The organism is Bacillus sp. 41-22, from assembly GCF_025809295.1.
GTDB classification, from domain to species: domain Bacteria; phylum Bacillota; class Bacilli; order Bacillales; family Bacillaceae_G; genus Bacillus_A; species Bacillus_A mycoides.
This window is the reverse complement of record NZ_CP084035.1, coordinates 565,748-578,821: the sequence shown is the minus strand read 5'-3', so window position 1 is coordinate 578,821 and position 13,074 is coordinate 565,748. Positions and strand designations below refer to the sequence as shown.

At 34.7% G+C, this 13,074-nt stretch carries 11 protein-coding genes; 3 read left to right on the top strand and 8 right to left on the bottom strand.

The window, feature by feature from the left end; translation table 11 throughout:
• Positions 1 to 43 precede the first annotated feature (43 nt).
• Complete coding sequence (locus LCF45_RS02965; RefSeq protein ID WP_000351210.1) at positions 44 to 556, top strand: GNAT family N-acetyltransferase; 513 nt, start codon at positions 44 to 46, stop codon at positions 554 to 556.
• A 33-nt stretch (positions 557 to 589) separates the two neighbouring features.
• Here the strand turns inward: LCF45_RS02965 and LCF45_RS02960 are convergent, their stop codons facing one another.
• A complete protein-coding gene (locus LCF45_RS02960; RefSeq protein ID WP_263894523.1) occupies positions 590 to 1,990 on the bottom strand; it encodes a MocR-like pyridoxine biosynthesis transcription factor PdxR in 1,401 nt (466 codons plus the stop codon).
• A 120-nt stretch (positions 1,991 to 2,110) separates the two neighbouring features.
• Between LCF45_RS02960 and LCF45_RS02955 the strand changes: the two genes are divergently transcribed.
• Together LCF45_RS02955 and LCF45_RS02950 are read left to right on the top strand one after the other, a co-directional pair.
• Entirely contained in the window at positions 2,111 to 3,037 is a 927-nt protein-coding gene (locus LCF45_RS02955; protein ID WP_002125137.1) for a DMT family transporter, read from the top strand.
• A gap of 181 nt (positions 3,038 to 3,218) precedes the next feature.
• Entirely contained in the window at positions 3,219 to 3,743 is a 525-nt protein-coding gene (locus tag LCF45_RS02950) for a DUF4871 domain-containing protein (RefSeq protein WP_002010428.1), read from the top strand.
• A gap of 293 nt (positions 3,744 to 4,036) precedes the next feature.
• Here LCF45_RS02950 and LCF45_RS02945 read toward each other — a convergent pair whose 3' ends face one another.
• The 7 genes from LCF45_RS02945 to LCF45_RS02915 all read right to left on the bottom strand — a co-directional run bounded on the left by LCF45_RS02945 (position 4,037) and on the right by LCF45_RS02915 (position 12,999).
• Positions 4,037 to 5,239 (bottom strand): NAD(P)-dependent malic enzyme, encoded by a 1,203-nt coding sequence (locus LCF45_RS02945; RefSeq protein WP_002125135.1) that lies wholly within the window; start codon positions 5,237 to 5,239, stop codon positions 4,037 to 4,039.
• Positions 5,240 to 5,298: 59 nt separating this feature from the next.
• On the bottom strand, positions 5,299 to 6,645 hold the full coding sequence (locus LCF45_RS02940; protein WP_002125134.1) for a 2-hydroxycarboxylate transporter family protein: 1,347 nt from the start codon (positions 6,643 to 6,645) through the stop codon (positions 5,299 to 5,301).
• 122 nt (positions 6,646 to 6,767) lie between these two features.
• The gene (locus LCF45_RS02935) at positions 6,768 to 7,475 is read right to left on the bottom strand and encodes a response regulator (protein ID WP_078203665.1); all 708 of its coding nucleotides are present in this window, start codon (positions 7,473 to 7,475) and stop codon (positions 6,768 to 6,770) included.
• Positions 7,472 to 9,076: a sensor histidine kinase gene (locus LCF45_RS02930; protein WP_263894522.1), complete on the bottom strand. Its 1,605-nt coding sequence runs from the start codon at positions 9,074 to 9,076 to the stop codon at positions 7,472 to 7,474. Before LCF45_RS02930 ends, LCF45_RS02935 begins: the two co-directional genes overlap by 4 nt.
• Positions 9,077 to 9,154: 78 nt before the next feature.
• Positions 9,155 to 10,996 (bottom strand): methyl-accepting chemotaxis protein, encoded by a 1,842-nt coding sequence (locus tag LCF45_RS02925; RefSeq protein ID WP_373688952.1) that lies wholly within the window; start codon positions 10,994 to 10,996, stop codon positions 9,155 to 9,157.
• A 409-nt stretch (positions 10,997 to 11,405) separates the two neighbouring features.
• Positions 11,406 to 12,134 (bottom strand): C39 family peptidase, encoded by a 729-nt coding sequence (locus tag LCF45_RS02920; RefSeq protein WP_003187235.1) that lies wholly within the window; start codon positions 12,132 to 12,134, stop codon positions 11,406 to 11,408.
• A gap of 43 nt (positions 12,135 to 12,177) precedes the next feature.
• On the bottom strand, positions 12,178 to 12,999 hold the full coding sequence (locus LCF45_RS02915) for a hypothetical protein (protein ID WP_003187233.1): 822 nt from the start codon (positions 12,997 to 12,999) through the stop codon (positions 12,178 to 12,180).
• Positions 13,000 to 13,074: the final 75 nt, after the last annotated feature.

Below are 13,074 nucleotides of genomic sequence, written 5' to 3'. Positions count from 1 at the left end.
TAAAATATAGGTACAACTGTCAAAGATTTGGAGGGTGATATAATTGGATATCCATGTATTAACAAAAGACGAAGCAGAAATTTACTTAGAACTTCGAGTAGAAGGGTTAAAACAAAACCCGGAAGCTTTCAGCTCTTCTTATGAAGATATTATTAATAAAGAGTGTGCTATTGAATATAAAGCCCAAAAATTAGCACAAGATGAGAACTATACACTAGGTGCATTTAAAGATGGAGAATTAATCGGAGTTGCAACACTGGAAACGAAACCATATGTAAAACAAGAACATAAAGCGAAAATTGGTTCAGTATACGTGTCTCCAAAAGCACGCGGACTTGGAGCGGGAAAAGCACTTATTAAAGAATGTCTTGAGCTTGCTAAATCTTTAGAAGTAGAGCAAGTTATGCTTGATGTTGTTGTTGGCAACGATGGTGCAAAAAAACTTTACGAGTCATTAGGGTTTAAAACATTTGGTGTGCAAGAACGTTCATTAAAATATAACGGACAATATTGGGATGAAGAGCATATGGTTCTTTTCCTAGATGAAGAAAAATAATAAAAAACATCCTCGCATTTATGAGGATGTTTTTTACTTTTTTATAAACCATGCCTTATTTAATAATTGAATCGCTTTCGCAATTTCTTCTTCTGATAAAATCGCAAATCCAAGTAGCACTATATTTTCAGGTGCAGTACCGTCTTTATAGTACGTAGACACAGGGTATATTTTGATACTATGTTTCGCAGCTTCTTTAATTAATTCTTCTTCCCGCATTCCATTATGCACCTTTAATAAAATGTGCAATCCTGAATCTTCTCCTATCACTTCAACACGATTTGAGAAGTACTTTTCTAGTTCAAAAACAAGTCGATCTCTCTTCTTTCGATAGACGACACGCATTTTATGAATATGTTTTTCCCAATACCCTTCACTTAAAAACCTTCTAATCACTTCTTGATCCATTCTTGAAACACTTTGTGTATAAAATAAATATTGTTGTTGATACTTTTTAATCAATTTCTTTGGTAACACCATATAGCTCATCCGTAATGATGGCAACAATGCTTTAGATAGCGTCCCCATATAAATTACTTTCCCGTCTGTATCTAACCCTTGCAGTGCCGGTATAGGTTTTCCCGAATAACGAAATTCACTATCGTAATCATCTTCAATAATATACCTACCTTCTTCTTTCTTCGCCCATTGTAAAAGCTGCATCCTTCTCGTGATAGGCATAATCATTCCGTACGGAAACTGATGGGAAGGAGTAACAAATACAACGTTCGCATCACTATTCTCTAAATCTACAATACAAATTCCATCTCTATCCAAAGATAACATTTGAGCTCTTTTTTCTCCCTGTTCAAAAACAACCATTTTTCTATGATATCCTGGATTTTCAACTGCATAATTACTTCCCTTTAATAATTGAAACAGTAGTTTCACTAATATTTGTGTTCCCGCTCCTAATACGATTTGACTAGCTGCACAACGCACACCTCTAGATTCATACAAATAGTTCGCAATTTCTTCTCTTAAGCTCCATTCTCCTTGTGGGTGACCAAGAAAGAGCAACTCATTATTATGAGGCTGCCATACGTCATTTATAATTTTCCGATACATATTGAACGGAAAAGCATTTGTATCGACTCCTGTTTGTGTGAAATCAAATTTATAATCCCTCTCCTGAAAGGATACTTCTTCTATTCTCTCTTCGTTTTCTTCTACATGAACCATTTGCTCAACCTTACATACAAAATAACCTTTTCTCGAAATTGACTCAATATAACCTTCTGCAAGTAATTGCTCGTAAGCCGCCTCTACTGTATTTTTACTTACTTGTAAATGTGTTGCTAACTTTCGCTTAGCCGGTAATTTCGTAAAAGATAGAATCGTTCCATCTTTAATTTCTTTTTTTATATACTCATACAACTGCACATACAATGCCTTCTTACTATTCATATTTAAATTAGGCGTTAATTCTAACATAATATCTGACCCCTTAATAAAACTAAAATCTGATACTTTTTACAGTACCAGATTTTATATATAATTCCTTTTATCATGTCACACATAAAAAATCAAATACTAAAGAGGAGATGCATGATCATGAACAAAAGTAGACGTATCGGACTCATTATGATTATTACAGGAGCCACATTATGGGGATTATCTGGACCGATGATTCAATGGCTATTTCAACATACGAACGTATCATCAATTGATTTTTTAACAATTCGCTTGTTGCTTGCAGGAGTATTTATTTTGTCTTTCTTACTAATAAAGAAACAAAACATATTTCAAATTTGGAAACACCCTAGACATTCTATACAGCTTATTATTTTCTCTATTCTTGGCATGCTCGGTGCGCAATACGCCTTTATCGAAACAGTTCATATTAGTAATGCCGTAACGGCAACACTATTTCAATTTCTAGGTCCTGTTCTTATTACAATTTACGTTGCGTTTGAGCAAAAGAAATTCCCTGCTTCTATGCAAATACTCGCAATTATAACTGCTCTAACAGGGACATACTTTATTATTACAAACGGTTCAATTGAAAATATTGTTTTATCTAAAGCAGCTATTACTTTCGGCCTATTAACAGCGATTGGTTTTGCGTTTTATACCCTTCATCCGGCTTCCCTTATTAAAGAATGCGGAACAACTATAGTAATTGGCTGGGGGATGTTAATTGGAGGGATTGCACTGCTTATTTGTAATCGTTCTTTTGGGTGGAGTCAGATTTCGCAAACTTTCACACTTCAAACTTTTTCTATGCTTATTCTTATCATTATAAGTGGCACTCTTTCTTTCCTTCTTTATATCGGGAGTCTTAAATATTTAGCAGCAACAGAAACAAGTATTTTATCTAGCATTGAACCACTTGTAGCTGCCATCGTTTCAATCGCTTGGCTTAATGAATCTTTTGGAGCATATCAATTATTAGGCGGAGTATGTATCGTCCTTTCTGTTATTTTCTTAACAATGCCTCAAAAAGAGAGAGAACCAACCTTTTCAACTGAACAAATATAAAGTGAAACTTTAATCAGTGGGGGGTTCCATCCCCCACTGATTATTAGCCCTCACCAATTGGGATAGAAAATGTCAAAAGAGGTCGTACAAAACTTACGACCTCTTTTTATGATTTAAAGGAATTGTCTCGTCTTCTAGCAAATACAATTACACTAACAATAAAAATTAGGAGTGTGGCACCATGAAAAAAATCGGAACTATGCTACTTTTCTCCTTCCTCATTACTGGCTGCGCGCAATCGCAACCCGATTCAAATGTACCTAAAAAAGAAGTAATAGAAACGTCATCCTCTCAAATTAACGCACCTTCCTTTTTTCACCTTAGTGTCTTAAAAGATGTAAATTGGGAAGAAGCACCATCATTCGTAGAAGGAAAAATACCGTTAAAAGGCATTGAAAGAAAAATTGCAATGGCTGATAGCTCTATTATCGCAAATGAGCAAAATGAAATAATGTGGTTCTTCCTGGATCCTGAAATGCCAACTGGAAAACTATCTATTATCGCGTTAAAACAAGGAACTACAACTCCAACACCAGTACTCTTTCAAAAAGAAACCTCCAAACAAACTTGGACTACTTCAAATACAGTCGATACAACCGTAAAGGAACTCCCTCTCGTAATGTCACTACCTTCATCTGGATTATGGGTATTAAACATATATGTGAATGAAAGATATTATGATCAATTTGTAATCAATGCCGAATAAAGTGACAAAACTGAAACACTTCCTTACAACAATGTAATTTCTACGTCACGTACTTCGATAGGTGGATTATCTCTCTTCTCTTATACTTAAAGTAAGAAATGACGCGAGGAGAGATGAGAGATGAAAAAAATGATAGAAGTGATCGTAGCAGTAACTGAGGTTTTAATAAATGGTAAACAAGTTGCAATGGAGTTAAATAAATAATGAACGGGGCTTGAATAAATTTACACTTCTTCATTATTTTGATTTCTTATCTCAAAAAAAGCAGTGCCTTTTTAAGGCGCTGCTTTTGACTATTTATAACTTGGCATTTTCGTAATCTGTGCCACACCTGAATCAATGGCTGCTTTCGCTACTACTTCTGCAACACTTGGAACAACTCTTTTATCTAATGGATTGGGAATTACATAATTCGCATTACGCTCTTCGTCCGTAATTATGTTAGCGATCCCATATGCTGCTGCTAATTTCATCTCTTCTGTAATATCAGTCGCGCGTACGTCTAATGCACCACGGAATATACCAGGGAACGCTAATACATTATTTACTTGATTTGAATAATCAGAACGACCAGTTCCAACTACAGCAGCTCCAGCTGCTAATGCGTCCTCTGGGAATATTTCTGGGATTGGATTCGCCATTGCAAAAACAATTTGTTTCTCGTTCATCGTCTGTATAAGTTCTTTCGTTAATACGTTTGGAGCAGATACACCGATGAAAATATCAGCTTGATGAATCGCTTCCTTTAATGTTCCACGTACATATTCTCGATTGGTCTTCTTTGAAACTTCGATTTGCGCTTCGTTCATCCATGTTTCACCTTCACAAACAATACCTTCTAAACTAACTAACGTAATGTATTTTGCGCCAGCTTTTAATAATAATTTTCCAATTGCAATTCCTGCCGAACCCGCACCGTTAATAACAATTTTCACATCGTCCATTTGTTTACTTACAACTTTTAATGCATTAATAACAGCTGCTAAAACAACAATAGCCGTCCCATGCTGATCATCATGAAATACAGGAATATTCGTTTCTTCTTTTAATCGTCTTTCAATTTCAAAGCAACGTGGTGCTGCAATATCCTCTAAATTAATTCCTGCAAATGTAGGCTCTAAATTTTTAACAAGGGTAACGATTTCATCCACATCAGTCGTCCCTAAACATAACGGGAAAGCATCTACATTCGCAAATGTCTTAAATAAAATACTTTTCCCTTCCATAACAGGCATAGCCGCTTTCGGTCCAATATTCCCTAAACCAAGTACTGCAGTTCCATCTGAAACAACTGCAACCATATTACCACGTGCTGTATAGTCATAAGCTGTTTCCTCATCTGCCGCAATTGCTTTACAAGACTCTGCTACCCCCGGTGTATAAGTCAAACTTAAATCGTCCGCTGTATTCACTTCTACTTTACTTGTAATTTCAATTTTTCCTACTAATTCTTTATGCAATAACAATGATCTTTCATTAATTTGTTTTTCTAACATACTTATAATCTCCCCTTAATTTGACAAGCTAGCTATATGAATATAGCTAGCTTGTTTGATCATGAAAACATTTTTAATAAAATTGTCGCTGTTACGACCATTGCAGCCCCACCTAAACGCGTTGAAATTTGTGCGAACGGCATTAATTCCATACGATTTGAAGCTGATAAAATAGCAACATCTCCAGTTCCACCTAAACCACTATGACATCCAGTTACAATCGCTGATTCAACTGGATACATTTTCATCACTTTCCCTACAAGAAAACCTGACGCTACCATTGTAAGAACAACCGATGCGCACACAACAACATATCCTACCGAAAGAACTGCTGCTACGTCTTTTAACGGAATATATAGCAATCCTAAACCGACCATTAATGGCCATGTTAAATTCTTTGAAATGAATTTATATAAATGGAATGCTCCTTGCTCCATTTTTGCTGGCATTAGATTAAAGTACTTCACAATTGCCGCTGAAAAAATCATAATGATTGCTCCTGGAATACCGATAAACTTAGAAGCGAATCCTCCGAAAATAAAGAATGTACATGCAATCAATAATCCTGCTCCCATTAATGAGAAATCAATTGGTTTTTCTGTATTTTGCTCCTTTAATAAATCTGCTTGATTGTCTGTTTTTACTAATACACCGTTACCACTAAGCTCAGGTCTCTTCTCACCTAAACGCTTCATATACCCTGCACTCACGATTGCAAACATATTCCCAATAATAGCTGCCGGAATAAGCTGTGATACAAACGTTGCTGATGATTCATTTAAAATATCACTATAAGCTAGCGACAATGGTAAAATCCCTTCTCCGATACCACCACTCACAATTGGTACGATGATAAAGAAAAATGTCTGCTTCATTTCAAATCCAAATAGTGAACCGACTAATAAGCCCACTGCTACAGAAGCTAACGTTCCTACTACTAAAGGAATAAACATACGAACGAAACCCTGCACTAACACTTTACGGTTCATTCCTAAAATACTTCCAACTACTAAACAAGAAATATATAAATATAAAAAGTTCGATTTTTTCATTAACATAGTCGCAGCTTCCATTGAAGCTGGATTCATCCAGTTAAAAAATACAAGTAACGATGGAATAAATAATGAGAGAATTGCTGGACCACCGATATTTTTTAATATTGGAATTCTCATTCCAATATCACCTAAGAAAATACCCATGATCATAATAACTGCAAAACCACCAATCATATCTGCTGGTAATTTATTATATACAGATGCTCCATAAATAATAGCAGCCAATACTACATATAACGGTAAAGGTATAACACCGATTTTAACGTTCATAATTTTAGAAGCGAAAGATTCACTTTTCAATTCATTGCCTTCAGAAAATGATACCGCTTCCACATTTTTTTGAATTCCCATATGGCACCCCCTTGTTTTCTTAATAACAATATTAAAACGCTTTCAATAGTAAAAATAGTTTTTGTAAGTTTTGTAATTGGTTTTGTAATTAAAAAAAGTATAAGCGACTTATAATAAGCCGCTTATACGTAAAAGTCTATTTTATTCCGGTCAATACACCTTAATTTACTCACCGGTCTTCCCACATTTTGATACACCATTTCATTCTCTAATACTCCGATTTCAGTCAAAAACATTACATACTTTCGAATAGAAACTCTCGAAACCCCTACTAATTGCGCCATTTCATCAGTTGTAAATGCTTGTCCATTAAGCGATTCGATTTTCTGCCAAATGAGTTGCAATGTTTGCTTTGTTAATCCTTTCGGAAGCTCTTTATAGTCAAAGGACTCTCTTTTTTCTTTTTGTAAAATTAACGAATCTAATTCCGATTGACTAATTTTTTGTTGTTCTTTCATGAAAGTAAATTTTTCTCGATACACCGTTAATGCTTCCTTAAAGCGTTCAAATGTAAATGGTTTAATTAGATAGTCTACAACTCCATATTGTAATGCTTTTTTAATACTTCCCATATCATGTACAGCTGAAATCATCATAATATCAATTTCTTTTTCTTGGTTGCGAATATACATTAAAAGCTCAAATCCAGTTTCTTCAGGCATAAAAATATCAAGTAATACTAAATCTACTCGTGATTCCTCTAATACTTCTATCGCTGCTTTAACTGAGTTAACTGCATGGACAAGTTCAAACCCTCCCACTTGCTCTAAATAATGCGTATTTAACATCGCAACCATCGGATCATCTTCTACAATTAAAACTTTAATCATATTTGCTTCTCATCCCTACCTTTAGGTATTTCAATTGTTATCGTTGTTCCCTCTCCTAATAAGGAGGAGATGTGAATCTCCCCATTTATTCGCTGTATACTTTCTTTTACAAGATACAAACCATAACCGCGATTATCCCCTTTTGTGGAATAACCTTTTGTAAATAATGCATCCACTGCGTCTTCTTCTATACCTTTCCCCGTATCTTGCACTGTAATAGTTAATGCATTCTGATATTGTATCCCAACTTCAACTTGTTTCTTTTTGCAATGTATCACTGCCTCTAATGCATTATCTATTAAGTTCCCTACAATCGTAATAAGTTCATGAGTAATACTTTCATCATATATTTCCGGCAAGTAAGAATCTTCACTTATAATTAACTTTATATTTTTCTCCCTAGCATAGCTAAGTTTACCTAGTAAAAAACCAGCAAATACTGGACTTTTTATTCTTTTCATAACCCCACCAATTTCATATTGATGCTCTGATACCATACTACTTACATATTTCTGCAATTCTTCATACTGTTTCATATGTGTGAGCCCTAATACGACATGCATTTTATTCATAAATTCATGAGATTGTGCCCGTAACGCTTCCGCATATAGCCTAATACCAGTTAGTTCCTCTGCTAATTTTCTAATTTCTGTTTTATCACGAAATGTTGCGATCGCGCCAACTATTTCTCCTTTTACATATAAAGGAACACGATTTGTGACAATCGTAATTCCGTAAATATTTTGTTCTTCGTTTAATTGTACCTCGCCTGTTTGCAACACTTCTTTTATACGTGAATTTGGCATATACAATTCAACATCTTTACCAATAAAGTCTTCTTCCAGTCCACTTTTTTTAAATAGCCGTTTCGCTTCATTATTTATTAAAGTTACATTCGCCTCTTTATCTACAGCAATAATACCTTCTTTCACCGAAAGCAACATCGTATTTCTTTCTTCAAGAATTTTTGCTATCCTATGCGGCTCAAGACCAAATAAACTTTTCTTTATATGTCTAGCTAGCAATATTGCTCCTATAATCCCAACTAATACTCCAACTCCGACACCAATATAAATAATATGTCTACTTTGCTTAACTCTTTCTTTTACATTATCTGCTGAAATACCGACAGCTACTGCTCCAAGCTGTTCCCCTGTTTCAGAAAATATTGGTACAAACACTCGCATTGAAATACCTAAAGTTCCTTCTGCTAGCGATACATGTTCCTTCCCTTTCAATGCAGGTCCTTCATCTCCCCCAATAAAATGATGACCTATTTTTTGAGGATTTGGATGAGATTTTCTTATTCCATCCATATCCATAACTACAATAAATTGAACACCTGTATTTTTTAATATCCTATTTGTATACGTTTGGATTGCTGAAGTATCTGCTTTCCCAATCAAACCATTGATTACAACTGAATCATTCGCCACAATATGTGCAATTGTTTTCGCTTTCTCTGCCTGGCTATCCTCCGTTGTCCGCTCTACATTATGACTAATTAATATATCTGTAACAAGTAAAGAAAAAATTACAACCGTACAAACTAACAATGTAATCGTTTTCCATAAATCCCATAGTCTTTTTCTTTTTTTCATCCCGTTAATGACTCCCCTAATTACTGAATATAAAAATAAGTAAGGTGATATTATTTTCACCTTACTTATTTGCTGTTATTATACTTTAAATTTACTAGTCATTGCTTGTAGTTCTTCGGCCATCTCAGCTAAGTTTTGCGAAGCCGAACTAATTTCTTCCATCGAATTTACTTGTTCTTCTGTTGAAGCTGCAACACTTTGCATACTAGCTGTATTTTCTTCTGCCGCCGCTGCAATTTCATCAATAGCATTTGTTACTTCGTTTGCATCTCCAGCTATACTCTTCGTTGTTTCTACCATTTGATTAACTTGAGAAACAATATGAGTAGTAGAACTTAAAATTTCTGTAAAACTTACTTTCGTTTTTGTTACAACATCTAAGCCTTGTTGAACTTCCCCACTCACATTATCCATTGCCTTAACAGTATGTTCAATATCAGCCTTAATTTCCGTAATTAAATTCGCGATTTCTCCGGATGACTCTCCTGATTGCTCTGCTAACTTTCTTACTTCATCTGCTACAATAGCAAAGCCTCGGCCCTGTTCCCCTGCTCTTGCCGCTTCAATAGCTGCATTTAAAGCTAATAAGTTCGTTTGAGTAGCAATGTTTTGAATTGCTTCAGAAATAGCTCCTACCTGCTTTGATTTCTCATCAAGAAGTTTAATAATAGCATCTGACTGGGATACCGACCTAGAAATAGACTGCATTTGTTTTGCGGTTTGTTCAACTAAATCTTCTCCCTCTTCAGCTCTTTCTCGCGCATGTAATGAGGAAATAGAAATTGACTCTGCGCTTCCAGTTACATCTTGAATTGCTGTATTTACTTGTTGTAATGTAGCCGCGCCTTCTTCAACACCTTGGCTTTGTGATTCAGCCCCACCTGATACTTGTTCCATTGCAATTGTAATTTGATCTGTCGCATCATTCGCTTGCTGTACGCTCGCTGTTAACTCTTCTGCCGATGCTGCAACATGTTCTGCTGAAAAGCTAATTTGGGTGATCACATCTTGTAAAGACGTAGACATTTCATTAAATGCATTCCCTAGTTTCCCTATATCATCCTTGGAATGGATTGTAATTTTTTCTGTTAAATCTCCCTTACTAATTTTATGTGCCGATTCAGCTATTTGTCGTAATGGCCTTGTAATAGAATTTGTAATGAAATAAATTAATACACTACCAAATGCAATAGCGATAGCTATGACAATCAAAGTCTTATAAAACACTGGACTGGCAGCTTGCATAATTTCTTCGTCAAACATAACTCCAACTATTTTCCATCCTATTTTCTCATTTGTTGTAAAGATTAAATTCTTTTTATCATCTTGTTCTGTATAAGATACATTTCCTTGTTTGTCTTCATAAATTGGTTTAATCCAAGGATCAGTAACCTTTGAACCTGGCTTTCTAGACGGATGACTAACAATTTGCTTATTTTGATCTAAAATAACTGCATAGCCTTTTTCACCAATATTAATCATTTTTGAAACCTTGAGGATGTTATCCAAATTCAAGTTAATACCTATAACACCTTTACCATCTTTTACTTCTTTAGCAATTGTCACTACCATATTTTTTGTAGATGCTGATTGATACGGTGCAGTAACAATTACCTTTCCCTTATTTTCATGCGCTTCTTTATACCATGATCTATCTGTTGGGTTATAGCCATCAGACATTTGAATAAATGGTTCTCTTATAAACTTACCCGTCTGCGTTCCAATATAAATACCTTCTACTTCTGGATGAAGCTTTATATATTGTGCTAACTTCGTTCTTACTATTTCTTCTTGTCCATTTGGATATGTATCCTCTGTTAAGATGTCTGAAAAGTACGTCGCATCAACAAATTTCTCTTCTATATTTTGAGAAATAACAGTATTTAAAACTGAAATATTCTCCTTTGCTTTATCGGTCATTTGATGTTCAAAATTTGTTTTGGCAGTTTGATATGAAACACCACCGATAATAAGTCCTGGTATAGTTAAAATAATAAAAAATGAAATGATTAATTTTTTCTTGATACTCATACTTTTAACCCAGTTAAATATATTTTGCATAATAAGCCTCCTTTATGTAATAGAACACTTGTGTAATTTTATACAATCAACATGTATAAAACAATATATAATGATAACATGTAATTTTTTCGTCAATTATGCATTTTTACATATCCACTTCTCCTAAACATTTTAATCCTAAAAAACAAGAGAACTTTAGCATATATAATAAGCTAAAGTTCTCTTGTTTTTTAACAGCTTCTCTTACAATTCCTTAAATCTTTATCCTTCACCTTATAGTTATATAGTTCATGCTCTTCTTCCTAATTTATTTGGGGTTATTTACATAGCTAATTGCCTGACTCCCCATCTGCACCCATGCCTGTTCAAATTTTCCTCTTGGCACTTTTACATCTAAGCTATCATCGAGGGGATCTCGAATATATACAGATTCCTTATCGTACCCAACAAGTACAACACAATGTTCATTATACGTAATAGAAACATCCCCACTATTTGTTTCCCATGTAGTAAATTCATCTTCATCTAAAGGAGCATATGTTGCATTCGTAATCATGACTACCGGGTGCCCTGCTTTTACACTCTTATAAATTTCTTCTATACTCTTCCCTGTTAAGTCCACAGCTTTATTCGGTAAATATTTTTTTGCTAACTGAAAAAGTGGTCCGTGATATACACCGTATCCGGATTCAGAAAAGGTATAAATATTCCCTACAAATCCTTCATTCGGATTCCCACGTACACCATCTTCCATAAAATTAACTTTTTTTATTTCATTTGCTAATTTCATCTTATCTACAGAAACACCTGCGTATTGTAACATCATCGCTAAACTTGTTACTTCGCAGCCTCTATCTAACTCTGGTAATTGCTGAATTAAAGGCACATTTGATAACATGACTTTTTCATCGTTATTACTAAACTCTATTCGTTTTTGACTTTGTACACTTGAAAATAGTACCCCCTTTACTTTCTCCACATACTTTGTAATTCCATTTGTATATGCACCCCATACCCCTATACATAGTAAGGCCATACATATATACCACTTCCATTTTCGTATCACTCTCACGCCCTTTTTAATTCGTTAAATACGAATAAAACGCATCAGCATCTGTTTGAACCATAGGAACAAACTTAAGCTCTTTTCCCTTTTCAGGTTGTTCAAGATTTATCTTCTCCGCTAAATCTTGAATCTTCAAATTCGTTCTATCCATACCTAGCTCATCTGCTATTTCTATTACCTTTTGCTCATTTATTTCTCTTAATACTTGATATATATCTTTGCCATATAAATCAATATGATATTTTTTTGCTTCTTCCTGTACTTTTTGTTCGTACACTTCTTGTGCTAACTCTTCCATCTCTTTTCCTTGTTGAGCAATACCTAGCTTTTCTGCTTCTTCTCTAACTTTCGTTCCGTAGATTTCTTCCTCAATCTCTTCTATTTCTTTTCCTTCAGTTGAAACACCAAGCTTTTCTGCTTCATTATTAATTTTAATCTTATTAATTTGATCAATTAAACTTACAATCGACGTATTCTCTATAGATATTCCTAGTTTCAACGCTTCTTTCCTCACTTTTGTTTCATAAATTTCTTCTGAAAGAATTCCAACATCTTTCCCTTCTGCCGAGATACCTAATTGATTAGCTTCTCTTCCTACTTCCGTCTCATGAATTTCTTTTTCTAACGTAATTTGTTCTTTCCCATCCGTTTCAATGCCTAACTTTTCCGCTTTTTCTTCCGTATGCATTGCATGTATTTTCCCATCATTTAATTGTTCTTTACTACGCTGCGTGTAATCTGTCTTTCCTTTTGTCATTCCAGAAGGGGAGGCACCCCCTAATATACTTAAACTCATTACTCCAATAGTGAATACCATCATCATTTTCTTTTTCAAGACTTCTTCCTCCCTCTCACGCTTTCTTTTTCCAGCTTTCCCATAATTTTTTTTTATACTATACATAAACTTCAT